Below are 22,757 nucleotides of genomic sequence, written 5' to 3' on the forward strand. Positions count from 1 at the left end.
CAACAACTGCTCCCGTACCGCCGGTAATACTTGTCGGTAACAACCCCTAGTCGCGGGCGACCTGCCGTTCTACGGTGCACGCATGTCCCCGAACCTGCCCGATGTCGTGCTGTGGTCCATCCCGGCGTTCGTGCTGCTCACCGTCGTCGAGATCGTGAGCCACCGGATCCATCCCGACGAGGGCGCCGCGGGGTACGAGACCAAGGACGCCGCCACCAGCCTCACGATGGGGCTCGGCAGCCTCGTCTTCGACTTCCTGTGGAAGATCCCGATCGTCGCGATCTACTCGGGCGTCTACGCGCTCACTCCGCTGCGCGTGCCCGTCCTGTGGTGGACGGTCCCGCTGATGCTCCTCGCGCAGGACTTCTTCTACTACTGGTCGCACCGGGGCCACCACGTCATCCGCATCCTGTGGGCCTGCCACGTGGTGCACCACTCCAGCCGCAAGTTCAACCTCACGACGGCGCTGCGCCAGCCCTGGACGAGCCTCACGGTGTGGCCGTTCTACCTGCCGCTCATCGCCTGCGGCGTGCACCCGGCGGCGCTCGCGTTCTGCTCGTCGGCCAACCTGGTCTACCAGTTCTGGATCCACACCGAGCGCATCGGGAAGCTGCCCCGCCCCTTCGAGTACGTCTTCAACACGCCCTCGCACCACCGCGTGCACCACGCCTCCCAGGGCGGCTATCTGGACCGCAACTTCGGCGGCATCCTGATCATCTGGGACCGCATGTTCGGCTCCTGGGTCGCCGAGACGGACCGGCCGGTGTACGGCCTGACGAAGAACATCAACACGTACAACCCGCTGCGTGTGGCCACCCACGAGTACGTCGCCATCGCCAAGGACCTGAAGGCGGCCGCCAGTTGGCGCGAGCGCGCCGGACGCGTCTTCCGCGGGCCTGGGTGGCAGCCGCAGGCCCCCGAGGCGCCCGCGGCGCCCCTGCGGGCCTCGGACGCGACGGTCCCGGAGCGGGCGGCATGACGGGGCGGCCGTCGCCGAGGCTGCTCCTCGGCGCCTTCGGCGTCGCCGCGCTCGGCGATCTCGTCGCGCTCCTCGCGGACTTCGGCCCCGGCCACGCCGTCTGCAAGCCGCTGCTCATGCCGCTGCTCGCGGCGTACGTCGCCACGCGCCGGGGCCCGCGGCTGCTGGTCGCCGCCCTCCTCTTCGGCTGGGGCGGCGACACCTTCCTGCTCTTCGACGCCGAACTCGCCTTCCTTGCGGGGATGGGCTCCTTCGCGCTGGGGCACGTCTGCTACCTCGTGCTGTTCAAGCGGTACGGCGACGCGCGGCGGTACGCGAGGGTCGGGAGCGGAGCCGGCTCGCCCCGCGCGCGTGGGGCGGCGCTCGTCGCCGTGTACGCCCTCGCGCTCGCCGTCACCGTGGCGCTGCTCTGGCCCGACCTGCCGGCCGACATGCGGGGCCCCGTCGCGGGCTACAGCCTGCTGCTCACCGCGATGGCGTTCGGCGCGACCACGCTCGGCCTCACGGCGACCGCCGGTGGCGCGCTGTTCCTGCTGTCGGACACCCTCATCGCGACCGGCGTCGCCGAGTGGCCGCAGCTGCCGAGGCCCGACTTCGCGGTCATGCTCACCTACATCGCGGCGCAGTTCCTGCTGAGCAAGGGTGTGCTCGCGGCGGCAGACGCACGGCCGGAGCCCGACCGCGCCGCGGCGGCGGAGGTCACCAGCGGATCGGCACCGGCACCGCGGTGAGCAGCGCCGAGAGCAGCACGACGACGCCCAGCGCGATCACCTCCCCGCGCGCGGGAACGTACGCCAGGACGCGGTCCCCCGGACCGCGCAGCCGACGGCGGGCCAGCAGCGCGAGCACCGCGACGACGGCCACGAGCAGCACCTTGGCCACCAGGGTGCGGCCGTAGGCCGTCTCGGTGAGCTGGTCGAGCACCGTGCTCGGCGGCATCCTGCGCAGCGTGCTGAGCGTTCCCGTCACGGTGATCGCGGCGAACAGGACGGCGGCCACGCGCGCGTAGAGCCCCAGTACGGCGGCGCCCTCCTCCGGAGAGGACGTCCGCCACCGCCGCAGCATGCGCAGGACGGCCAGCAGACCGCCCGCCCACAGCGCCCCGCACGTCAGGTGCACCAGCGTGAGTCCGCTGCCGACGAGCGGGGAGTCCTCCACCGGAGGGTGGGCCCGCAGGGCCTCCGCGACGACCACCGCGGCCAGGGGGAGCGCGGCGGACGCCGGGCGTCGCGAGCGCGCGCACAGGGCCGCCACGACGAAGGCGTTGACCTCCAGGAGGGCGAGCCGGCCGTCCCGGGTGTCGTACAGGCGCCCGATGTCCAGATCGGAGAGCTCCTGCGGGACCAGGTTGCCGTTCGCCACGATCGCGGCGAGCCCCAGCGCCGCGACGCACCCCGCCCACGCCGCGTACACCGCCCAGCCGCGCGGCGCCCGGTCCAGCGGCGCACCCGGGACCCGGCGGGCGAGCGCGGCGGCGAACACCTCGCCCAACTGCACGCACAGGGCGGCGAAGACGACCGCGCGCAGGGCCGTGATGCCGGCCGTGCCCGGAGCCTGCGCCTCACCGGTGCCGCGCAGCGCGGCCGACGGGCCGAGCAGCGGGATCAGCGCGGCGACGGCCACGAGGACGAGGACGGCCACCGCGCGCCCCACGGGCGGGCGGCGGCGCGGGGCGCGGTGCGAGACGGGGGCGGTGGTCGGTATGCCGGTCGTGGCATCGCCTCCGGGCTCGGCGGACGGTCTCACGGAGCTCACCACAAGATCTTCACCAGGGCGTCCCGGCACGGGCAAGTCCTGGTGGACAACTGGCGCAAAGGCGTTCCGATCGGACTGATCCGCTCAACACCGGTCATCGGTACCGGTCGACGGTCACCGCTCCCGGTCCGCTCCCGTTCCGCTCCCGGTCCGCCCCCGATCCCCTCAGCGCCACACAGGCGAGTCGGTCCCCCACCGCCCGGGCGGGGAAGCCCAGTTGACGGGCCCGTCGGCGAAGGACACCGGCGGCAGGGCGTGCCGCAGGCGGCCGAGGGGACTGTCCGTCTCGGCGAGCCAGAGGGAGGGATCGCCGTACGCCTCTTCGCCCCGGTCCCCGGCACCGCCTTCGCCCCGGTCCCCGGCACCGTCCTCGCCCTGGCCCCCGGCACCGTCCTCGGCCCCGAGCCCGTCCAGCAGCCACGCCGCGGTCCGCGCCAGCGCGAGTCGCACATGCCCGGTCCCGCCCCGCGCCGCCCGCTCGGTCAGCGTGCGCAGGACGGCCGCGGCCAGCAGATAGCCGGTTCCGTGGTCCAGCGCCTGCGCGGGCAGCGCGCCCGGCCGCTCCCGCGACCCCTCGACGGCGGCGATCCCGGTCGCGACCTGCACCAGGCTGTCGAAGCCCCGCCGCCGGGCCCACGGCCCGTGGTCGCCCCACGCCGACAGCTGGGCCAGGACGACGCCCGGCCTGCGCTCGGCCAGCGCCTCGGGGCCGAGGCCGAACCGGTCGAGGGCGCCGGGGCGGTAGCCGGTGACGACCACGTCGGCGCGGTCGAGGAGTTCGTCGAAGGCGCGCCGGTCCGCGCGGTCACCGAGGTCCAGCGCGGCCGACCGCTTCCCGAAGCCCGTGTCCGTGTGCTGGTCGGCGATCTCCGGCAGCCGGGGCGAGTCGACGCGCAGCACGTCCGCGCCGAGCAGCGCCAGGGTGCGGGTCGCGACGGGGCCCGCGATGACGCGGGTCAGATCGAGGACGCGCAGCCCTTCGGCGGGCCGCGAAGGACTGCCGGTGAGCGGCGGCAGCGGCCGCCCGGAAGCCCCGTCGGCGCCGATCGGTTCACGCCGCACCAGCGGCCGTGCCGCGACCGCGGCGCCCTGCGGATGCGCGGCCCACTCCTTGGGCGAGCGCAGCGCGACGGCGAGCCCTCCGGCGGCGTACACCGCCTCTTCCACGTCCGGGGCGGACCGCTCGGCCAGGCACGCGGCCACCGAGTCGACGGGCGCGTCGGCCGGGAGCCCCAGCGCGGCCGTCAACGCGGCGCGGTGGTGCGGGTAGTTGGCGTGCGTGCGGACCCAGCCGTCCGCGGTGCGCCAGAAGCGGGACAGGGGCGCGAAGGTGACCGGCGCGCGCCCGTCGACCAGGAGGTGCCGCTCGCTGGTGAAGGCGGTCGCCACGGCGCCGTCGTCGACCCGCACCCGGGGCACGTCCTGCCCGGTGCGCGCCGCGGCGAGCTCCGCCGCGGCCAGCGCGCAGACGCCGACGCAGGCGCGGGCGAGCCCGATGACGGGCAGCCGCGCGGGCAGGGCGCCCTCGCGTACGACGGAGGAGACACGGGAGAGGAGGGCGGGATCGCCGCCGAGCACGGCCCAGGCGGCGCGTGTGGCGTTCATCGGGACATTCATCGGGACGCCTCCCGGTCAGGCTCCGACGCCGCCGACCACCAGAGCCTGACCGACTCGCCCGGCGTGGAAGGCCGCAGCTCCCACCCCAGCGCGGCCGCGGCCTGGACGACGTAGTGCCCACCGCAGCCGCGGTACTCGCGCCGGAAGATCTCGCACTCGGAGGGCGGCCGAGGCTTCTTGGGCACGCGCGGCGCCGACGCCCGCTCCGTCCACCGGGCGAGTTTCCTGTCGACCCGCGCGCGGTAGTACTCGGCGTCTCCTTCGTGCCGCATCTCGGACCAGAGCACGCACCAGCGGGGGAGCGTGGTGATGCGCCCCATCGCCTGGTCCATGAACCGGTCGAAGGCCTTCTCGTACCTGGAACTCACCGCGGCGATCGCCTCGGTGACCATGCCGATGGCGAGGGTGCCGAAGAAGACCACGATCCCGAACGCGATCCACACCGGCATGAACAGCACCGTGGTGACGAATCGGAGCACCAGCTGCCACCGGGGACGGGGGGACCACGCCACCCACTGCTCCGTGCCGGAGACGACGAACTCGGAGTTTCTGTACTCGTACATGACACGGGATCCTCTCGCGTGCCGACGGGAAGGGCCGGGCGGCCCCCAAGCCGCCCGGCCCAACCCACCGCATTTCGGTGCTACTTGCGCACGGCGTCCAGCGCGTCGGCCATGCCCACGCCGTAGAAGCCGTTCTTGTTCTTCCCGCCCTCGCAGACCGCGTCGACCTTGCCGTCACCGTCGAAGTCGTACGGATCGGTGCACGCCATCGCGTCCGCCTGGCGGTACAGGAGCGCCTTGATCCGTGCCGGAGAGGCGTGCGGGTGCGTCGACTTGAGCAGCGCGGCCACGCCCGCGGCGTGCGGCGACGCCATCGACGTACCGCCCTTGTAGCCGAACTTGCCGCCCGGCAGCGTCGACAGGATCCTGCCGTCCACGGCCGGCGGGTTCGGCGCCTGGTACTTGGTGGCGTCGCCGCCCGGCGCCGCGATGTCGATGACGCCGTTCCCGTAGTTCGAGTACGACGCCTTGACGCCCTTCGCCCCGGTCGCGGAGACCGTCACGACACCCGGCAGCTGCGACGGAAGGTCGAGGCATTCCTCGGTGTCGATGGTCCGCGGCACCGGAGTGGTGTCGTTCGGGCTCGACTTGTCGAGGATCTCGTCCTGGGCGAGGTCGGTCTTCGCGTTGCCCGCGGCCGCGACGTTCACCGCGCCCTTGCGCTCCGCGTACCGCGCGGCCCGCCCGACGGCGTCGACGAGTGCCTTCTGGTCGTCGTCCGTCTTGCAGGCGAACAGCCACGGGTCGGTGTAGTAGCTGTTGTTGGTGACGTCGACGCCGTGGTCGGCCGCCCACACGAAGCCGCAGACCACGGCCTCCGTGTAGTACATGCCGGTCTTGGGCTCGGCCACCTTCAGGCTCGCCACCCGCACGCCGGGGGCGACGCCCGTGATGCCGGTGCCGTTCTTCGCGGCGGCGATCGAGCCCGCCACGTGCATGCCGTGGTCGCTCTCCTTGTCCACCGGACGCCACGCGTTGTCCTTCTGGACGGGCACGCCGCCCAGGCAGCTCGCGGACGCCCGGCGGTCGAAGTTGGGCGCGATGTCGGGGTGCGTGTCGTCGACCCCGGAGTCCAGGACGGCGACCGTGACGTCGCGGCTGCCGAGCGAGATCTCGTGCGCCTTGTCCGCCTTCATGGCGGGCAGGTCCCACTGCAGCGGCTCAAGATCGTCCTGCCCGGCCGACGCCCTGCCCGCCGCGGCCTTTGCCTCGGCGGCGGTCAGCGGCCGCTCGGACTCCAGCGCGTCGTCGGCCTGCGCGGACAGCGGGGCCGTCCGCGTCGCGCCCGCCGACTGGACGCCCTTCACCTCGCGGATCGTCTTCGCGAAGTCGGGGTTCGCCGAGTGGGCGACGATGACGCCGATCTTGTCGTACGCGATGACGACGTCGCCGCCGGCCTTGGTGATGGCCTTCTTCGCGTACGCCGAACTCCCCTTGCCGGGGCGCACGTTGACGACGTAACTCATGACGGAGGCATCCGACGCGGACGCCGACGCCGGGGCGTCCGGCACGGCGGCGGGCCGCGCCGAAGCCGTGCCCGGCAGGAACGCGACGGCCGAGACCATCGCGACGCCGAGCGGCAGGGCGAGCGCCCGGCGGGAGCGCAGGAAGGCGGCGGCGGTTCCGTGCTGCCTGGTTCTGTGGCGCTTGGTCACGTTCGCTCTCCCCGTCACTTCTTCTTCACGGCGTCGAGCGCGTCGACGAGCCCGCTGCCGTAGAAGCCGTTCTTGCCCTTGCCGCCGCTCCGGCAGACCGCGTCGACGTCGCCGTCACCGTCGGGGTCGTACGGCTCGCTCGGGCACGCCAGCGGGTCGGCCTGCTTCTTCAGGAGCCGCTGCAGTTCGGCCGGGCCCGCCTTGGGGTGCGTGGACTTGAGCAGTGCGGCGACGCCCGAGGCGTGCGGCGCGGCCATCGACGTACCGCGCAGCCAGCCGTACTCGCCGCCCGGCATGGTGGAGAGGATGTTGCCGTTCTTCGACGGGGTGTCGGTCGGCAGCTGGTACTTGTCGCCGCCCGGCGCGGTCACGTCGACGACGCCCTTGCCGTAGCTGGAGTAGGACGACTTGAGGTTCTTGACGCCCGTCGCGCTGGTGGTGACGACGCCCGGCAGCTGGGTCGGCACGTCGAGGCACTCGTGCGGGTCGATGGTGCGGGTCACCGGCGTGGAGTCGTCGGGGCTGGAGTCGTCGACGATCGCGTCCGAGTCCAGGTCGTGGTTGGAGTTGCCCGCGGAGGCGACGTTGAGGGTGCCCTTCTTCTGGGCGTACAGCTGCGCGCGGTTGACCGCGTCGAGGATCGCCCGCTGGTCCGGGTCGTCCTTGCAGTTGTACAGCCACGGGTCCACGTAGTAGCTGTTGTTGGTGATCTCGACGCTGTGCTCGGCGGCGAACACGAAGGCGCAGACCACGTTCTCCGGATAGAACAGCTCGTCGACCGGGTCGGCCACCTTGATGCCCGCGATCTTCACGCCGGGCGCCACGCCCGCGACGCCGACGCCGTTGCGCGCGGCGCCGATCTCACCGGCCACGTGCGTGCCGTGGTAGTGGTCCTTCTTCGCCGGACGCCAGGCCCCGGCGGAGGTGTCCGCCTTGCCGCCGACACAGCTCGCGGACTGCGAGGGCGAGAAGTTGGGGGCGAGGTCCGGGTGGGTGTCGTCGACGCCGGTGTCGATCACGGCGACGGTGACCTTCTTGCTGCCCGGGTTGATCTTGGCGGCCTTGTCGGCGCCGATCGCCCGAAGGTCCCACTGGTCGGCCTCCATCGGCTCGGCGCCCGGAGCGGCGCTCTGCTTCAGGGACGTGGCCTCAGCTTTGGAGAGCAGCTTCGCCTTGCCGTCGTCCGTGGTGGCGGCCGACTTCAGCGGCGCGGTGTGGCTCGCGCCCGCGGACTGGACGCCGCGGACCTTGCGTATCTGCTTGCCGAAGTCCGGATCCGCCGAGTGGGCGACGATGACGCCGATCTTCCTGTGCGTGACGACGACGGAGCCGCCGGCCTTGGCTATCGCCTTCTCGACGTACGCGATCGTCTTGTGGTCCGTGCGGGTGTTGACGACGAACGCGAAGACGGGGGCGTCCTTCGCGGCCTGCGCCGACACGGGGGCGGGCGACTCGTTCGGGGCCGCGGTGGCGGCGCCCGGCACGAAGCCGACCGAGGCGGCGAGCGCGATGCCGAGCGGCACGATGAGCGCCGTACGGCGTCTGGAACGCAGATGAGCCATGGGATCTCCACATCATCCGGAGACGGGAACCGCACGCGGAATCGCATACGGAACTGCCCGAACACAGGTGGTGCTCGGGCAGGTACATGACGGGCTGTTCAGGGTGAAGCTAACCCCGAAGCTCCCAGGCCAGCAATGAGTTCCCGAAGAAAACGGGGAGTTGGGCGACGACGGGCGTGCCGTCGTGACGTTGAGCAGGCAACGGAAGCAACATCAACCCCCTGTCGGATCACGTCCCGTGGCCTTAGCATCGCCAACCGTGGTTCACGTGATCCGCATCACGCCGGAAAGCGAGACCAGAGAGCCCCATGGAACAACTGTCCGTCCCCACCCCACCCGCACCACGAGGAGACTCCGTGGCCACCGACGCACCGCCCCCTTCGAAGGGTGGCGCAGGAGCAGCACCCGATCCCCAAGCGCCCTCCACGGAGGAGTTCATCCAGGTGCAGGAGAGTGCGGAGTTCGGTGAACTGCGCCGCGCGCACCGCTCGTTCGCCTTCCCGCTCACCGTCGCCTTCATCGCCTGGTACCTCGTGTACGTCCTGCTCTCCAACTACGCGGGCGACTTCATGGGCACCAAGCTCTTCGGCAACATCAACGTCGCCCTGGTGCTCGGCCTCGGGCAGTTCCTGACCACCTTCCTCATCGCCTGGTTCTACTCGCGCCACGCCGCGGCGAAGCTCGACCCCAAGGCCGAGGCGATCAAGTCCCGCATGGAGTCCCGCATGGAGACCCGCACGGAGGGCGACGCATGAGCCCCGCGCACACCGCCGTCATCGACCTGGCGGCCGCGTCCGACGCCTCCGAGCACCGGCCGCTGATCATCAGCCTCTTCGCGGCGTTCGTCGTCGCGACCCTCTTCATCACCGTCTGGGCCGGACGGCAGACCAAGAGCGCCGCCGACTTCTACGCGGGCGGCCGCCAGTTCACCGGCTTCCAGAACGGCCTGGCGATCTCCGGCGACTACATGTCCGCCGCGTCCTTCCTCGGCATCGCGGGCGCCATCGCCCTCTTCGGGTACGACGGGTTCCTCTACTCCATCGGCTTCCTGGTCGCCTGGCTGGTGGCGCTGCTCCTGGTCGCCGAGCCGCTGCGCAACTCCGGCCGGTACACGATGGGCGACGTCCTCGCGTACCGCATGCGCCAGCGCCCGGTCCGCACGGCCGCGGGCACCTCCACCATCGTCGTCTCGATCGTCTACCTGCTCGCGCAGATGGCGGGCGCGGGTGTCCTGGTCTCGCTGCTGCTCGGCATCACCTCCGACGCGGGCAAGATCCTCATCGTCGCCCTCGTCGGCGTCCTGATGATCGTCTACGTCACCATCGGCGGCATGAAGGGCACCACGTGGGTGCAGATGGTCAAGGCCGTCCTGCTCATCGCGGGCACGGTGCTCATCACCTTCCTGATCCTGCTGAAGTTCAACTTCAACGTCTCCGACCTGCTCGGCACCGCCGCCTCCAACAGCGGCAAGGGCTCGGCGTTCCTGGAACCCGGCCTCAAGTACGGCGCGAGCGGCACCTCGAAGCTGGACTTCATCTCGCTCGGCATCGCCCTGGTCCTCGGCACCGCGGGACTGCCGCACATCCTGATCCGCTTCTACACGGTGCCCACGGCCAAGGCCGCCCGTAAGTCCGTGAACTGGGCGATCGGCATCATCGGCGCCTTCTACCTGATGACGATCGTGCTCGGCTTCGGCGCCGCCGCCCTGCTCAAGCCCGGCGACATCATCGCCTCCAACAAGGCGGGCAACACGGCGGCTCCGCTCGCCGCCCTGGAGATCGGCGGCGGTGGCGACTCGACCGGCGGCGCGATCCTGCTCGCGGTGATCTCCGCGGTCGCCTTCGCCACGATCCTCGCGGTCGTCGCGGGTCTCACCCTGGCCTCGTCGTCGTCGTTCGCCCACGACATCTACGCGAACGTCATCCGCAAGGGCAAGGCCACCGAGAAGGAGGAGATGAAGGCGGCCCGCTGGGCGACCGTCTTCATCGGCATCGTCTCCATCGCGCTCGGCGCCCTGGCCCGCGACCTGAACGTGGCGGGCCTGGTCGCCCTCGCCTTCGCGGTCGCGGCCTCCGCGAACCTGCCGACGATCCTGTACAGCCTCTTCTGGAAGCGGTTCACCACCCAGGGCGCCCTGTGGTCCATCTACGGCGGCCTGATCGCGGCCGTCGGCCTGGTGCTGTTCTCGCCGGTGGTCTCCGGCAAGCCCACCTCGATGTTCCCCGACGCGAACTTCGACTTCTTCCCGCTGGAGAACCCTGGCCTCATCTCCATCCCGCTGGGCTTCCTGCTCGGCTGGCTCGGCTCGATCCTCTCCAAGGAGGAGCCGGACAAGGGCAAGTACGCCGAGCTGGAGGTCAAGTCCCTCACCGGCGTCGGAGCCCACTGACCGGGAAACGTTCACACGTCTGTAGCGGCCGCGTCGTAGAGTCCTACGACGCGGCCGCCTCGTTCCTCGTGGCAAATGGCCCATGGCGTTGTCAGAGGTGTCGCGTAAGGTCGAAACCAGTGGACCCATCGACAACCAACCGCCGGGGAGGGGGCCGCAGTGCTCATCGACACCTATGGCCGTGTAGCCACTGACCTGCGCGTATCACTGACCGACCGCTGCAATCTGCGCTGCACGTACTGCATGCCGGAAGAGGGCCTGCAGTGGCTGGCCAAACCGGACCTCCTGACCGACGACGAGATCGTCCGTCTCGTGCGCATCGCCGTCACCCAGCTCGGCGTCACCGAGGTCCGCTTCACCGGCGGCGAGCCGCTCCTGCGCCCCGGCCTCGTCGGGATCGTCGAGCGCTGCGCCCAGCTGGAGCCCCGCCCGAAGATGTCCCTGACGACGAACGGCATCGGCCTCAAGCGCACCGCGAAGGCCCTCAAGGCCGCAGGCCTCGACCGGGTCAACGTCTCCCTGGACACCCTCCGTCCCGACGTCTTCAAGACGCTCACCCGCCGCGACCGCCACAAGGACGTCCTCGAAGGCCTCGAAGCGGCACGCGACGCGGGCCTGACCCCGGTCAAGGTCAACACCGTCCTGATGCCGGGCCTGAACGACGACGAGGCCCCCGACCTCCTGGCCTGGGCCGTCGAGAACGACTACGAACTGCGTTTCATCGAGCAGATGCCCCTGGACGCCCAGCACGGCTGGAAGCGCGACGGGATGATCACCGCCGGTGACATCCTGCAGTCCCTGCGCACGCGCTTCGAGCTCACCGAGGAGGGCGCCGGCGAGCGCGGCTCGGCACCCGCGGAGCGCTGGATCGTCGACGGCGGCCCGCACCGCGTCGGTGTCATCGCCTCCGTCACCCGCCCCTTCTGCTCGGCCTGCGACCGTACGAGGCTGACGGCCGACGGCCAGGTGCGCACCTGCCTGTTCGCCACCGAGGAGACCGACCTGCGCGGCGCCCTGCGCGCAAATCCCGAAGACGGCACGGACAGCACGGACGGCTCGGACGAGGCCATCGCCCGCATCTGGAAGCTCGCGATGTGGGGCAAGAAGGCGGGCTCGGGCCTGGACGACCCGTCGTTCCTGCAGCCGGAGCGCCCGATGTCGGCGATCGGCGGCTGAGGCCCCGCGGACCGCCCGGCAGGGCAGTGGCGCAGAGGCAATGACGCGGAAGAGTTAACCCGAGGCGCCGCGCGCTGTACTATTCCCCCGTCGTGGACCGGTGTTCACCGCCCACGACGAAGGGCCCCGCTCCGGCAAGAGCGAGACCCTTCGCGCAGTAATCACGAGCCCGGTCGTCTACGACTCGACCGGGCTCGCTGCGTGTGCGGCGCCGGTCACGACCGTCTCTCATGGGTGGGCGCCCTACTGGACGAACTGGCCCACGCATCCGGTGATCGCTACGAGTAAGCCGAGCAGTCCGATGCAGACCTGCCACTTCTCGGGGCCGGTCCAGCGCTTGCGCGACTGCCGCTGGCGATCATTCATTTATCCACCCCCTTCACCTCACCGCGGGGACGCTCCGACGGGGGTTGCGGAGCGCGATCGGCAGTATGTCACGAGCCACCCGGACCAGTGCACCGGAACTGCATGATTGATCTGAGCTTTTCCTGAGCTTCCCCAACGGGCCCCGCGCGCCGGGGAGTTGGACCGGATCGCGGAGCGGTGTCAGTGCTCCGAGGTGCCGCTGTCGCGGGAGTTCCATTCGGCCAGCGTCACGACGTCCTTCAACATGCCGCGTACACCGAGGAATTGGGAGAGGTGCTCGCGGTGGTCGTCGCACGCGAGCCACGTCTTGCGCCGCTCCGGGGTGTGGATCTTCGGGTTGTTCCAGGCGAGGACCCAGACCGCGTCGACGCGGCAGCCCTTGGCGGAACAGATCGGGTTTTCATCACTCACAGTCGCGTCCAAGTGCCTTCGCGGTTGCGCCCGAGTGGTCGCAAAACAAGGCGACGCCGAGCAGCCACGGGGGGAGCTGCCCGGCGTCGGTCTGTCGCTCCGACGGGGGATGCGGAGCGCGTACGAAGTATGTCATGGGGGACCCGGTGACTGGCACCGGAACTACATGATTGATCTGAGGTTTTCTTGAGCTTGGCGGAACGTCGACGGTCGGCTCCGCTAGCGCGAACCGCCGCGCCGCTGGTCGTAGGAGGACCCCAGGGGATCTTCCGGGACGGATTCCGCCGGTCCCGCGGGAGCGGGCGGCGCGAGCATTGGCCGAGAAGGGGCGGGTACGAACGTCGACGGAAGCGAGGGGTTGCTCTCCCTGCCCGCGTTGGCGATGACCACGGAGATGTACGGCAGGAGAACTCCGAGCACCAGCGCGACGAGCGCGACGTGCCGCTCGACGTTCCACAACACGGCGGCGGCCACGACCGACACCGTCCTGATCGACATCGAGATCACATAGCGTCGCTGCCTGCCGCGCACGTCCTCGGCGAGACCCTGCCGGGCCCCCGTGATCCGGAAGACCTGGGCACTGCTCTGCTTCCGCATCACGTTCCACCACCCTGTCCGCTGTGCCGGACTCTCCTGGTGTCTGCCCCGGTCCGACCCGCTCCACGTTACGCCGCGGCTGCGCAGGCTACGAGACCGGGGCGGGCATCGACTCGGCGCCCCACCTGCGCCGTGCCACGTATGGGGGCGCCCGACATGCGCCGTATGGCGGACAGGCCGACACTGACCGTAACGCTCATGTGGAGCCGTACGAGGAGGCAGCTATGGGCTGGTTGTGGGCGATCATCGTCGGATTCGTGCTGGGACTGATCGCCAAGGCGATCCTGCCCGGGAAACAGCACAGTCCGCTCTGGCTGACCACGGTCTTCGGCATCATCGGAGCCGTCGTGGGCAACTCGCTCGCCGCGGCGATGGGCATCGACGAGACCAAGGGCATCGACTGGGGCCGGCACGCCCTGCAGATCGTGGCGGCGCTGATCATCGTCGGCGTCGGCGACATGGCGTACAAGGCGATCAAGGGCAACAAACAGTCGGCGTAGCCGGCGCTTCCGGCCCGGGAACGCGAAGAGGGGCCGGTCCACGCGGACCGGCCCCTCGCGCGTTCGTGCGGGTCAGGCCGCCGTGACCTCGACCGCGGCCAGGTTCTTCTTGCCGCGGCGCAGCACCAGCCAGCGCCCGTGCAGCAGGTCCTCACGGGCCGGCACGGCGTCCTCGGCGGCGACCTTGACGTTGTTCACGTAGGCACCGCCCTCCTTGACCGTGCGCCGGGCGGCGGACTTGCTCGCCACCAGGCCGACCTCGGCGAGCAGGTCCACGACCGGGCCGAGCTCGGCGACCTGGACGTGCGGCAGCTCGGAGAGCGCCGCGGCCAGCGTCGCCTCGTCGAGATCGGTGAGGTCGCCCTGGCCGAAGAGCGCCTTGGACGCGGCGATGACGGCGGCGCACTGGTCGGCGCCGTGCACCAGCGTGGTCAGCTCCTCGGCGAGCGCGCGCTGCGCGGCGCGCGCCTGCGGACGCTCCTCGGTCTGCTTCTCGATCTCCTCGAGCTCCTCGCGGGACTTGAAGCTGAGGATGCGCATGTACGTCGAGATGTCCCGGTCGTCCACGTTCAGCCAGAACTGGTAGAACGCGTACGGCGTGGTCATCTCCGGGTCGAGCCAGACGGCGCCGCCCTCGGTCTTGCCGAACTTGGTGCCGTCCGCCTTGACCATGAGCGGCGTCGCCAGGCAGTGCGCTGACGCCTCCGGCTCCAGGCGGTGGATCAGGTCGAGCCCCGCGGTGAGGTTGCCCCACTGGTCGGAACCGCCCAGCTGCAGCGTGCACCCGTAACGCCGGTACAGCTCCAGGAAGTCCATGCCCTGCAGGAGCTGGTAGCTGAACTCCGTGTAACTGATGCCCTCCTGGGACTCCAGGCGCCGGGCCACGGAGTCCTTGGTCAGCATCTTGTTGACGCGGAAGTGCTTGCCGATCTCGCGCAGGAACTCGATGGCCGACATCGGGGCGGTCCAGTCGAGGTTGTTCACCATGGTCGCGGCGTTCTCGCCGTCGAAGGTCAGGAACGGCTCGATCTGCCCGCGCAGCCGGGACACCCAGTTCGCGATCGTCTCCGGAGAGTTCAGGGTGCGCTCGGCGGTCGGACGCGGGTCGCCGATCTGGCCCGTCGCGCCGCCGACCAGGGCGAGCGGGCGGTGGCCCGCTCGCTGGAGGCGGCGCATGGTCAGGACCTGCACCAGGTGGCCGACGTGCAGGGAGGCCGCGGTCGGATCGAAACCGATATAAAACGTGACAGGACCGTCCGCGAGCGTCTTGCGCAATGCGTCCTCGTCAGTGGACTGGGCGAACAGCCCGCGCCACTTCAGCTCGTCGACGATGTCCGTCACGGTTCTGTGTCTCCTCGTACGTACCTGGTGATCGGTCCCAGCCAGTCTATGGGCGTCACACGCCCTGGCTGACCGAGCTCATGTTGAAGTCCGGCACCCGCAGGGCCGGCATGGCAGCTCTAGTGAACCAGTCGCCCCACTCCCTGGGCAGCGTCTTCTCCGTGCGCCCGGCCTCCGTGGCCCGGCCGAGCAGGTCCACCGGCGACTCGTTGAACCGGAAGTTGTTCACCTCGCCCACGACCTCGCCGTTCTCCACGAGGTAGACGCCGTCGCGGGTCAGGCCCGTCAGGAGCAGCGTGGCCGGGTCGACCTCGCGGATGTACCAGAGGCAGGTGAGCAGCAGCCCCCGCCCGGTGGCCGCGACCATCTCCTCCAGGGAGCGGTCGCCGCCGCCGTCCAGGACGAGGTTGTCGACGGCGGGCGTCACCGGGAGCCCGGTCAGGGCGGCGCTGTGCCGGGTGGTGGCCAGGTGAGCGAGCTCACCCTCGCGGATCCACTCGGTGGCGGTCAGCGGCAGGCCGTTGTCGAAGACGGACGTGTCACCGCCGGAGGCGTGGGCCAGCACGAACGGCGCCGACTCCAGGCCCGGCTCGTGCGGATCACTGCGCAGCGTCAGCGGCAGCTCGGCGAGCTTCTCGCCGAGCCGGGTCGCGCCGCCCGGCTTGGAGAACACCGTGCGGCCCTCGGCGGCGTCCCGGGCCGAGGACGACCACAGCTGGTAGATCAGCAGGTCCGCGACGGCGGTCGGCGGCAGCAGCGTCTCGTACCGCCCGGCCGGCAGGTCGACGCGGCGCCGCGCCCACCCGAGACGCTGGGCGAGCTCGGCGTCGAGCGCCGCCGGGTCGACGTCCTTGAAGTCGCGGGTGGCCCGCCCCGCCCACGCGGACTTGGTGCGGTCCGGGGACTTGGCGTTGAGTTCGAGGGTGCCGTTGGGCTGGTCGTGCCGCAGCCGGAGCCCCGTCGACGTGCCGAGGTAGCTGGTCACGAACTCGTGGTTCGCGAAGCCGTACAGCTCGCGTCCGCCCGCACGGGCCCTGGCGAACGCCTCGCCGAGCGCCGGGGCGAAGTCCGCGAACACCGCGGAGGACGTCTCCACGGGGGCCTCGGTGAAGTCGGGGGAGGCCGCGGTGCCGGTGACCAGCGGCTGCGCGTCCTCGGCCGGACCCGCTCCGCGCGCGGCCTCCTCGGCGGCCCGCACCAGCGGCTCCAGGTCGGCGGCGGTGACGGCCGCGCGCGAGACCACTCCGGACGCGGTGCCCTCCTTGCCGTCGACGGTCGCGATGACGGTGAGGGTGCGGCCGCGGGTGACGCCGTTGGTGGTGAGCGCGTTGCCGGCCCAGCGCAGGTTCGCCGACGACTCCTCGTCGGCGATCACGACGCAGCCGTCGGCGGTGGACAGGTCGAGGGCCCGCTCGACGATCTCGTGCGGCTTGGTGGCGCTGCGGCTCATCGACCGGCCTCCTGCGTGGTGTTCAGAATGTTCACGCCCCGGAACAGGGCGGACGGGCAGCCGTGCGAGACCGCGGCGACCTGGCCGGGCTGGGCCTTGCCGCAGTTGAACGCGCCGCCGAGGACATACGTCTGCGGGCCGCCGACCGCGGCCATCGAGCCCCAGAAGTCGGTGGTCGTCGCCTGGTAGGCGACGTCGCGCAGCTGACCGGCGAGCCGCCCGTTCTCGATCCGGTAGAAGCGCTGGCCGGTGAACTGGAAGTTGTAGCGCTGCATGTCGATCGACCAGGACCGGTCGCCGACCACGTAGATGCCACGGTCGACGCCCGCGATCAGATCCTCGGTGGAGAGCCCGCCCGGGTCCGGCTGGAGCGACACGTTCGCCATGCGCTGCACCGGCACATGGCCGGGGGAGTCCGCGTACGCACAGCCGTTGGACCGCTCGAAGCCGGTGAGCTTCGCGATGCGCCGGTCCAGCTGGTAGCCGACCAGGGTGCCGTCCTTGACCAGGTCCCAGGACTGCCCTGCGACGCCCTCGTCGTCGTACCCGATGGTGGCGAGCCCGTGCTCGGCGGTCCTGTCGCCCGTCACGTTCATCAGCGAGGAGCCGTAGGCGAGCTTGCCGAGCTGGTCGAAGGTGGCGAACGACGTGCCCGCGTACGCCGCTTCGTAGCCGAGCGCGCGGTCCAGCTCGGTGGCGTGGCCGATGGACTCGTGGATGGTCAGCCAGAGGTTCGACGGGTCGACGACGAGGTCGTACGAGCCCGCCCGGACGCTGGGCGCCCGCATCTTCTCGGCCAGGAGCCCGGGAATCCGCGCGAGCTCGTCCTCCCAGTCCCAGCCGGTGCCCGTGAGGTACTCCCAGCCCCGCCCGACCGGCGGCGCGATCGTGCGCATCGAGTCGAACTCACCGCTGGATCCGTCGACGGCGACCGCGGTCAGCTGCGGGTGCAGCCGGACCCGCTGCTGGGTGGTGACCGTCCCCGCCGTGTCCGCGTAGAACTTGTTCTCGTGCACGGTGAGCAGCGAGGCGTCCACGTGCGCGACGCCGTCCGCCGCGAGCAGCCGCGCGCTCCAGTCGGCGAGCAGTCCCGCCTTCTCCTCGTCCGGCACGGAGAAGGGGTCGATCTCGTACGAGGAGACCCACGTCTTGTCCGCGTGCACCGGCTCGTCGGCGAGCTCCACGCGCTCGTCGGACCCCGCGGCCTTGATGACCTGCGCCGACAGCTTCGCCATCGCCACGGCCCGGGACGCGACCTTCGCCGCCGCGTCCATCGTCATGTCCACACCCGAGGCGAAGCCCCATGTGCCGCCGTGCACCACACGGACCGCGTACCCGAGGTCGGTGGTGTCCGAGCCGCCGGCCGGCTTGGCGTCGCGCAGCAGCCAGGACGCGCTGCGCACCCGCTCCAGGCGGAAGTCCGCGTGGTCGGCGCCGAGCGCACGCGCGCGGGCGAGCGCGGCGTCGGCGAGAGCCCGCAGCGGCAGCGCCGTGAAGGCTTCATCGATGGAATGAGGCACGGATGTCTCCCTGCTGTCGGCACCGGTCAGGGTCGATCATGTCCTGATCGACGGCCCTGGTGCCAGACCTTGCCGAGGGGCCTTTCTGTAGGGACCCGACAGCGAGTCCTCTGCGCCACTGTCGGTCGCCGATTCTCCGTATCGCGGAAGGTACCGATAGGTTTTCGAGGTACCAGACCGCTATCGAAAGGGTGATCCGTTGAGCCGCTCGGTTCTCGTCACCGGAGGAAACCGGGGCATCGGCCTCGCCATCGCCCGCGCCTTCGCCGACGCAGGCGACAAGGTCGCGATCACCTACCGCTCGGGTGAGCCGCCGCAGGCCCTCGCCGACGCCGGTGTCCTCGCCGTCAAGTGCGACATCACCGACGCCGAGCAGGTGGAGCAGGCCTACAAGGAGATCGAGGACAAGCACGGTCCCGTCGAGGTCCTCGTCGCCAATGCGGGCATCACCAAGGACCAGCTCCTGATGCGGATGTCCGAGGAGGACTTCACGTCCGTCCTGGACACCAACCTCACCGGCACCTTCCGCGTCGTCAAGCGCGCCAACCGCGGCATGCTGCGCGCCAGGAAGGGCCGCGTCGTGCTGATCTCCTCGGTCGTGGGGCTCATGGGGTCCCCGGGGCAGGCGAACTACGCCGCCTCCAAGGCCGGTCTGGTCGGCTTCGCGCGCTCGCTCGCCCGCGAGCTCGGGTCGCGCAATCTCACCTTCAACGTCGTCGCCCCCGGTTTTGTCGACACCGACATGACCAAGGCGCTCTCGGACGAGCAGCGCGGGAGCATCGTCTCCCAGGTGCCGCTCGGCCGTTACGCGCAGCCCGAGGAGATCGCCGCAGCGGTGAAGTTCCTCGCGTCCGACGACGCCTCTTACATCACTGGAGCCGTCATCCCCGTTGACGGCGGATTGGGCATGGGTCACTGATCACCATGAGCGGAATTCTCGACGGCAAGCGCATCCTCGTCACCGGTGTGCTGACGGAGGCCTCCATCGCCTTCCACGCGGCCAAGGTCGCCCAGGAGCAGGGCGCCGAGGTCATCCTGACCGCGTTCCCGCGGCCCACGCTCACCGAGCGCATCGCCAAGAAGCTCCCCAAGCCCGCCAAGGTCATCGAGCTCGACGTGACCAACCAGGAGCACCTGGACGGCCTCGCGGGCGTCGTGAAGGAGGAGCTCGGCGGCCTCGACGGCATCGTGCACTCCATCGGCTTCGCGCCGCAGGGCGCCTTCAACTTCCTGGAGGCGACCTTCGAGGACGTCTCGACGGCGATGCACGTCTCCGCGTACTCCCTGAAGTCGCTCACCATGGCCTGCCGCCCGCTGTTCGAGGGCGGCGCCTCGGTCGTCGGCCTCACCTTCGACGCGCAGTACGCCTGGCCCAAGTACGACTGGATGGGCCCGGCCAAGGCCGCCCTCGAGGCCACCAGCCGTTACCTCGCCCGTGACCTGGGCAAGGAGGACATCCGCTGCAACCTCATCTCCGCGGGCCCGATCGGCTCCATGGCGGCCAAGTCCATCCCGGGCTTCGGCGAGCTCGCCGACGTCTGGAACTCCCGCTCCCCGCTGGAGTGGGACATGGCGGACCCGGAGCCCGCGGGCCGCGGCATCGTCGCGCTGCTCTCGGACTTCTTCCCGAAGACCACCGGCGAGATCATCCACGTCGACGGCGGCGTCCACATGATGGGTGCCTGACCAGGCATTTCGTACGTTCCCGAGGCCCCGTCCCCCGCAGCGCGCGGGAGGCGGGGCCTCGCCCGTTCGGCCCCCTTGCCGGGCGGTGGAGGGGGAGTGCCGCGCACCCTGAAGTGTGCGTCTTACCGGTGCGGTGCTCGTCGCTCTCGCTCTTGTGGTCGTCGCGCCGAGCGGCGTGCCGCAGGAAACCCCGCACGCGCGCGTGAAGGCGGAAGAACCCCGGCCGTTCGGCTCGGAGTGCCGCACCGAGGTCACCGGCTCACGGGCGCTCGCGCGCTGCCACAACCCCTACCCCGAGACCGACCGGGTCCGCCTCCACGTGGAGTGCGACCGGTGGTGGGACATCGACGTCGACGGCGCTCCCGTCGAGGCGGGGCCCGCCCAGACCGTGCGGCTCACCGGGCGGTGCTGGAAAGAGGTCCGCTCGGTCTGGGTCAGCCACGAGAAGTGAGGCGTCGGGGAGGGGGAGTCAGCCCCGGCCGCGGGACTCGGTGAACCGCTCCGGGCGGCACATGAAGGGGTAGCCCGCCGCCTCGGCCCCGGCCGCCTCCGCGTCCCCCGCGCGGATCGCGTCGACGAGCCGGGAGTGGTCCATGTGCGACTCGGGGGTGAGGTCCTTGCCGATGTCCTCGCGCAGCCAGTCGCGCAGGACCTCGCCGAGATCCGCGTACAGCGCCGTCATGACGTCGTTGTGGGACGCGGCGACGACGGCCATGTGGAACGTCGCGTCGGCGCTCACGAAGGCCTCCGCGTCCCCGGAGGCCCAGGCCTCCTCGCGGCGCACCATCAGGGCGTCGAGCTGCTTGAGGTCCCGTTCGGTGCGGCGCTCCGCGGCGAGCTTCGCCGCGCTCGACTCCAGGGTGCTGCGCAGCTCCGCGATGTGCCGGGGCTCCGCGTCGGCGAACCTGCGCTGCATCACGCCCGCCAGCTCGCTGGTCGCCACCACGTAGGTGCCCGAGCCCTGCCGGATGTCGAGCAGGCCGTTGTGCGCGAGGGCGCGCACGGCCTCCCTGACCGTGTTCCTGGCCACACCCAGCTGTTCGACCAGCTCGGGCTCGGTGGGGATGCGGGAGCCGACCGGCCACTCGCCCGAAGAGATCTGGTTGCGCAGCTCGGAGATGACCTGTTCGGAGAGTGCCGAACGGCGAGGAGTGGTCAGCGGCATGACGTTCCTTCGTGCGTGGCCGGGGTCGTGTGACGAGTCGTGTGACGCAAATGGATTGGACAGCCAATCATCCCATGATTCTATGATGGCTCCATGGCTAGTGAGGAAACCAGGACGATGACACCGACAGAGACACCCCACGTCCGTAGCGGGGCCGCGGAGAAACAGGCCCCCACGCGCGTGTGGGCGACGCGGCTCGTCACCGTCGGCATCGTCCTCGCGGCCCTCAACCTCCGTCCGGCCATCACCAGCCTCGGCGCCCTCCTCGAAGAGGTGCGCGACGGCCTCGGCATGAGCGGCACCCTCGCGGGACTGCTCACCTCCGTGCCGCCGCTCTGCTTCGCCGTCTTCGGCGTGATGGCTCCGCGCTTCGCCCGCCGCTTCGGCCCCGGCGCGGTGGTCTGCGTGGGCATGGCCGCGATCGCCGCGGGCCTGGTGATCCGCCCCTTCCTCGGCGGCACGGCCGGCTTCCTCGCCGCCACCGCGCTCGCCCTCATGGGCATCGCGGTCAGCAACGTCCTGATGCCGGTGATCGTCAAGCGCTGGTTCCCCGACCGGGTCGGCTCGATGACCGGTCTGTACTCGATGGCGCTCGCGCTCGGCACCTCCCTCGCCGCCGCCCTCACCGTCCCGATGACCGACGCGCTCGGCGGGCGCTGGCAGACCGGGCTCGCCGTGTGGGCCGCGCTCGCCGTCGTCGCCGTCGTGCCGTGGATCCCGCTCGTCCGCGACCGGGGGGCCTCCGGCGCCGCGGCGCCCGAGCACGTCAGCGCCGCCGTGCGGCAGGAGGACGACGGGCTGCGCATCACCCGCAGCCGCACCGCGTGGGCGCTCGCCGTCTTCTTCGGGCTCCAGGCCACGGCCGCGTACATCACGATGGGCTGGATGCCGCAGATCTTCCGCGACGCGGGCGTGCCCGCGAGCGAGGCCGGCGTGCTGCTCGCCGTCACGATGGCCATGGGCGTGCCGCTCGCGTTCGTCATCCCGAGGGTCGCCACGCGCCTGACCAACCAGGGTCCCGTCGTGATCGTCCTCGGCACGTGCGGCCTCATGGGGTACGCGGGTCTCTACCTCGCCCCGGCCGCCGGAGCGTGGGCCTGGGCACTGCTGCTCGGCATCTCCAACTGCGCCTTCCCGCTCGCCCTCACGATGGTCGGGATGCGCGCCAAGAGCAGCGTGGGCGTGGCCAAGCTGTCCGCCTTCGCGCAGAGCACCGGCTATCTGATCTCGATCCCGGGACCGCTCCTGGTGGGCGTGCTCTACCAGCACAGCGGCGGCTGGGGGCTGCCGATCGCGCTCATGGCGGGCCTGATGGTGCCGCAGATCGTCGTCGGCACCCTGGCGGGCCGCAACCGCACGATCGAGGACGAGGTGGCGGCCGGGGCCGAGGCGGCCTGACCCCGGCGGAGGGGGGACGGGCAAAGGGTGCGAGACTGGCCGTATGCCCGTCCTCGACCCGAACCCCCAGAACGGCCAGAAGAAGCTGCTCATCGTGCTCGGCGCGATGCTGGCCATCACCGTGATCATCGGCATCGTCGCCTCCGTCGCCTCGCCGTGAACCCGTCGTGAACCGGTCGTGAACCGGTCCCCGGCGATGCGTCGGCGGGGCGTTGGTGGTGCTAGCCCCCCTATCCCCTAGGGGGTCAGTGTCAGGGTCAAGTGGGTGGATCTCCGGATGGGTTGAGGGGCGCCGATCACCTAACGTCGAGTTGTGCCCGCGAGGACGCGGCACGGATCGCTCGAGGACCACGGAGGCGGCATGTCGGCCCGATCGCACACCCGGCGAGACCCGGCGGAGTCGGGCGGCGTCGAGATCCAGCTCCCGTGGTGGGCCATCGCCCTGCCCGCCGTCGCCTTCGCGGCCCTGCTCCTGCTGATCCTGAACCCCGTGGACGCGCACGCCGCGACCAGCGAGCCCGCCATCACCAGCCTCCTGGAGCGCATACAGGCGATCGTCCTGCGTACGGCTCCGTGAGCCCCTCTTCGCCGGTGCCGTCACTCGTGCCGGGGGACCACGCCAACTCC

General features: G+C 71.1%; 24 protein-coding genes. 12 read left to right on the plus strand and 12 right to left on the minus strand.

Annotated elements, in window-relative coordinates; all coding sequences use genetic code 11:
• The first annotated feature begins 82 nt into the window (after positions 1-82).
• Complete coding sequence (locus ACZ4D5_RS07800) at positions 83-979, plus strand: sterol desaturase family protein (RefSeq protein WP_467771413.1); 897 nt, start codon at positions 83-85, stop codon at positions 977-979.
• The gene (locus ACZ4D5_RS07805; RefSeq protein ID WP_467771414.1) at positions 976-1,710 is read left to right on the plus strand and encodes a lysoplasmalogenase; all 735 of its coding nucleotides are present in this window, start codon (positions 976-978) and stop codon (positions 1,708-1,710) included. Before ACZ4D5_RS07800 ends, ACZ4D5_RS07805 begins: the two co-directional genes overlap by 4 nt.
• Here ACZ4D5_RS07805 and ACZ4D5_RS07810 read toward each other — a convergent pair.
• The 5 genes from ACZ4D5_RS07810 to ACZ4D5_RS07830 form a co-directional block, all read right to left on the minus strand.
• A complete protein-coding gene (locus ACZ4D5_RS07810) occupies positions 1,679-2,683 on the minus strand; it encodes a CopD family protein (RefSeq protein ID WP_467771510.1) in 1,005 nt (334 codons plus the stop codon). The genes ACZ4D5_RS07805 and ACZ4D5_RS07810 overlap by 32 nt on opposite strands.
• 216 nt (positions 2,684-2,899) lie before the next feature.
• A complete protein-coding gene (locus tag ACZ4D5_RS07815; RefSeq protein WP_467771415.1) occupies positions 2,900-4,339 on the minus strand; it encodes a CoA transferase in 1,440 nt (479 codons plus the stop codon).
• An 8-nt stretch (positions 4,340-4,347) separates the two neighbouring features.
• Positions 4,348-4,914 (minus strand): hypothetical protein, encoded by a 567-nt coding sequence (locus ACZ4D5_RS07820; RefSeq protein WP_467771416.1) that lies wholly within the window; start codon positions 4,912-4,914, stop codon positions 4,348-4,350.
• An 80-nt stretch (positions 4,915-4,994) separates the two neighbouring features.
• Complete coding sequence (locus tag ACZ4D5_RS07825) at positions 4,995-6,479, minus strand: S8 family peptidase (protein ID WP_467771511.1); 1,485 nt, start codon at positions 6,477-6,479, stop codon at positions 4,995-4,997.
• Positions 6,480-6,583: 104 nt separating this feature from the next.
• On the minus strand, positions 6,584-8,131 hold the full coding sequence (locus tag ACZ4D5_RS07830; RefSeq protein ID WP_467771417.1) for a S8 family peptidase: 1,548 nt from the start codon (positions 8,129-8,131) through the stop codon (positions 6,584-6,586).
• A 356-nt stretch (positions 8,132-8,487) separates the two neighbouring features.
• Here ACZ4D5_RS07830 and ACZ4D5_RS07835 point away from each other — a divergent pair, with 356 nt between their 5' ends.
• The 3 genes from ACZ4D5_RS07835 to moaA all read left to right on the plus strand — a co-directional run bounded on the left by ACZ4D5_RS07835 (position 8,488) and on the right by moaA (position 11,696).
• Positions 8,488-8,886 carry a DUF485 domain-containing protein gene (locus ACZ4D5_RS07835; RefSeq protein ID WP_467771418.1) on the plus strand — a complete coding sequence of 133 codons (399 nt, stop codon included), beginning with the start codon at positions 8,488-8,490 and terminating at the stop codon, positions 8,884-8,886.
• Positions 8,883-10,520, plus strand: coding sequence for a solute symporter family protein (locus ACZ4D5_RS07840; RefSeq protein ID WP_467771419.1), 1,638 nt, complete (start codon positions 8,883-8,885; stop codon positions 10,518-10,520). Before ACZ4D5_RS07835 ends, ACZ4D5_RS07840 begins: the two co-directional genes overlap by 4 nt.
• Positions 10,521-10,679: 159 nt before the next feature.
• Complete coding sequence (moaA, locus tag ACZ4D5_RS07845) at positions 10,680-11,696, plus strand: GTP 3',8-cyclase MoaA (RefSeq protein ID WP_467771420.1); 1,017 nt, start codon at positions 10,680-10,682, stop codon at positions 11,694-11,696.
• 243 nt (positions 11,697-11,939) lie between these two features.
• Here moaA and ACZ4D5_RS07850 read toward each other — a convergent pair whose 3' ends face one another.
• From ACZ4D5_RS07850 to ACZ4D5_RS07860, 3 genes are all read right to left on the minus strand, one after another.
• Positions 11,940-12,062, minus strand: coding sequence for a hypothetical protein (locus ACZ4D5_RS07850; RefSeq protein WP_467771421.1), 123 nt, complete (start codon positions 12,060-12,062; stop codon positions 11,940-11,942).
• A gap of 180 nt (positions 12,063-12,242) precedes the next feature.
• Positions 12,243-12,473 carry a hypothetical protein gene (locus ACZ4D5_RS07855; RefSeq protein WP_467771422.1) on the minus strand — a complete coding sequence of 77 codons (231 nt, stop codon included), beginning with the start codon at positions 12,471-12,473 and terminating at the stop codon, positions 12,243-12,245.
• A 219-nt stretch (positions 12,474-12,692) separates the two neighbouring features.
• A complete protein-coding gene (locus ACZ4D5_RS07860; protein WP_467771423.1) occupies positions 12,693-13,070 on the minus strand; it encodes a DUF3099 domain-containing protein in 378 nt (125 codons plus the stop codon).
• Positions 13,071-13,294: 224 nt separating this feature from the next.
• Here ACZ4D5_RS07860 and ACZ4D5_RS07865 point away from each other — a divergent pair, with 224 nt between their 5' ends.
• Positions 13,295-13,570, plus strand: a complete 276-nt coding sequence (locus tag ACZ4D5_RS07865; protein WP_362335768.1) for a GlsB/YeaQ/YmgE family stress response membrane protein — start codon at positions 13,295-13,297, stop codon at positions 13,568-13,570.
• Between the two features lie 72 nt (positions 13,571-13,642).
• Here ACZ4D5_RS07865 and tyrS read toward each other — a convergent pair whose 3' ends face one another.
• Genes tyrS through ACZ4D5_RS07880 form a run of 3 tightly spaced genes read right to left on the minus strand, consistent with a single transcriptional unit; the run spans position 13,643 to position 17,881 of the window.
• Positions 13,643-14,911 (minus strand): tyrosine--tRNA ligase, encoded by a 1,269-nt coding sequence (gene tyrS, locus ACZ4D5_RS07870; RefSeq protein ID WP_467771424.1) that lies wholly within the window; start codon positions 14,909-14,911, stop codon positions 13,643-13,645.
• Positions 14,912-14,966: 55 nt separating this feature from the next.
• Positions 14,967-16,361 (minus strand): metallopeptidase TldD-related protein, encoded by a 1,395-nt coding sequence (locus tag ACZ4D5_RS07875; RefSeq protein WP_467771425.1) that lies wholly within the window; start codon positions 16,359-16,361, stop codon positions 14,967-14,969.
• Positions 16,358-17,881: a TldD/PmbA family protein gene (locus tag ACZ4D5_RS07880; RefSeq protein ID WP_467771426.1), complete on the minus strand. Its 1,524-nt coding sequence runs from the start codon at positions 17,879-17,881 to the stop codon at positions 16,358-16,360. Before ACZ4D5_RS07880 ends, ACZ4D5_RS07875 begins: the two co-directional genes overlap by 4 nt.
• 199 nt (positions 17,882-18,080) lie before the next feature.
• Between ACZ4D5_RS07880 and fabG the strand changes: the two genes are divergently transcribed.
• From fabG to ACZ4D5_RS07895, 3 genes are all read left to right on the plus strand, one after another.
• Positions 18,081-18,800 carry a 3-oxoacyl-[acyl-carrier-protein] reductase gene (gene fabG / locus ACZ4D5_RS07885; protein ID WP_467771427.1) on the plus strand — a complete coding sequence of 240 codons (720 nt, stop codon included), beginning with the start codon at positions 18,081-18,083 and terminating at the stop codon, positions 18,798-18,800.
• Positions 18,801-18,805: 5 nt separating this feature from the next.
• Positions 18,806-19,567: an enoyl-ACP reductase FabI gene (gene fabI, locus ACZ4D5_RS07890; protein ID WP_467771428.1), complete on the plus strand. Its 762-nt coding sequence runs from the start codon at positions 18,806-18,808 to the stop codon at positions 19,565-19,567.
• 175 nt (positions 19,568-19,742) lie between these two features.
• Positions 19,743-20,018: a hypothetical protein gene (locus ACZ4D5_RS07895; RefSeq protein ID WP_467771512.1), complete on the plus strand. Its 276-nt coding sequence runs from the start codon at positions 19,743-19,745 to the stop codon at positions 20,016-20,018.
• Between the two features lie 18 nt (positions 20,019-20,036).
• Here ACZ4D5_RS07895 and ACZ4D5_RS07900 read toward each other — a convergent pair whose 3' ends face one another.
• A complete protein-coding gene (locus tag ACZ4D5_RS07900) occupies positions 20,037-20,732 on the minus strand; it encodes a FadR/GntR family transcriptional regulator (protein ID WP_467771429.1) in 696 nt (231 codons plus the stop codon).
• Positions 20,733-20,825: 93 nt separating this feature from the next.
• On the opposite strand from ACZ4D5_RS07900, the gene ACZ4D5_RS07905 reads away from it, so the two are divergent.
• The 3 genes from ACZ4D5_RS07905 to ACZ4D5_RS07915 all read left to right on the plus strand — a co-directional run bounded on the left by ACZ4D5_RS07905 (position 20,826) and on the right by ACZ4D5_RS07915 (position 22,707).
• Positions 20,826-22,130 carry a CynX/NimT family MFS transporter gene (locus ACZ4D5_RS07905; RefSeq protein ID WP_467771430.1) on the plus strand — a complete coding sequence of 435 codons (1,305 nt, stop codon included), beginning with the start codon at positions 20,826-20,828 and terminating at the stop codon, positions 22,128-22,130.
• 43 nt (positions 22,131-22,173) lie between these two features.
• Positions 22,174-22,290: an SGM_5486 family transporter-associated protein gene (locus ACZ4D5_RS07910; protein WP_107102012.1), complete on the plus strand. Its 117-nt coding sequence runs from the start codon at positions 22,174-22,176 to the stop codon at positions 22,288-22,290.
• Positions 22,291-22,491: 201 nt separating this feature from the next.
• The gene (locus tag ACZ4D5_RS07915) at positions 22,492-22,707 is read left to right on the plus strand and encodes a hypothetical protein (protein ID WP_467771431.1); all 216 of its coding nucleotides are present in this window, start codon (positions 22,492-22,494) and stop codon (positions 22,705-22,707) included.
• Positions 22,708-22,757: the final 50 nt, after the last annotated feature.

It is taken from the genome of Streptomyces sp. NPDC025651 (genome assembly GCF_055558735.1).

Bases quoted from the DNA above. Each gene is read 5' to 3' on its own strand.
- ACZ4D5_RS07800 (WP_467771413.1), top strand. From the start codon at position 83: ATGTCCCCGAACCTGCCCGATGTCGTGCTGTGGTCCATCCCGGCGTTC.
- ACZ4D5_RS07805 (WP_467771414.1), top strand. From the start codon at position 976: ATGACGGGGCGGCCGTCGCCGAGGCTGCTCCTCGGCGCCTTCGGCGTC.
- ACZ4D5_RS07815 (WP_467771415.1), bottom strand. From the start codon at position 4,339: ATGAACGCCACACGCGCCGCCTGGGCCGTGCTCGGCGGCGATCCCGCC.
- ACZ4D5_RS07820 (WP_467771416.1), bottom strand. From the start codon at position 4,914: ATGTACGAGTACAGAAACTCCGAGTTCGTCGTCTCCGGCACGGAGCAG.
- ACZ4D5_RS07825 (WP_467771511.1), bottom strand. From the start codon at position 6,479: ATGGTCTCGGCCGTCGCGTTCCTGCCGGGCACGGCTTCGGCGCGGCCC.
- ACZ4D5_RS07830 (WP_467771417.1), bottom strand. From the start codon at position 8,131: ATGGCTCATCTGCGTTCCAGACGCCGTACGGCGCTCATCGTGCCGCTC.
- ACZ4D5_RS07840 (WP_467771419.1), top strand. From the start codon at position 8,883: ATGAGCCCCGCGCACACCGCCGTCATCGACCTGGCGGCCGCGTCCGAC.
- ACZ4D5_RS07850 (WP_467771421.1), bottom strand. From the start codon at position 12,062: ATGAATGATCGCCAGCGGCAGTCGCGCAAGCGCTGGACCGGCCCCGAG.
- ACZ4D5_RS07860 (WP_467771423.1), bottom strand. From the start codon at position 13,070: ATGCGGAAGCAGAGCAGTGCCCAGGTCTTCCGGATCACGGGGGCCCGG.
- ACZ4D5_RS07865 (WP_362335768.1), top strand. From the start codon at position 13,295: ATGGGCTGGTTGTGGGCGATCATCGTCGGATTCGTGCTGGGACTGATC.
- ACZ4D5_RS07875 (WP_467771425.1), bottom strand. From the start codon at position 16,361: ATGAGCCGCAGCGCCACCAAGCCGCACGAGATCGTCGAGCGGGCCCTC.
- fabI (WP_467771428.1), top strand. From the start codon at position 18,806: ATGAGCGGAATTCTCGACGGCAAGCGCATCCTCGTCACCGGTGTGCTG.
- ACZ4D5_RS07900 (WP_467771429.1), bottom strand. From the start codon at position 20,732: ATGCCGCTGACCACTCCTCGCCGTTCGGCACTCTCCGAACAGGTCATC.
- ACZ4D5_RS07905 (WP_467771430.1), top strand. From the start codon at position 20,826: ATGGCTAGTGAGGAAACCAGGACGATGACACCGACAGAGACACCCCAC.
- ACZ4D5_RS07910 (WP_107102012.1), top strand. From the start codon at position 22,174: ATGCCCGTCCTCGACCCGAACCCCCAGAACGGCCAGAAGAAGCTGCTC.
- ACZ4D5_RS07915 (WP_467771431.1), top strand. From the start codon at position 22,492: ATGTCGGCCCGATCGCACACCCGGCGAGACCCGGCGGAGTCGGGCGGC.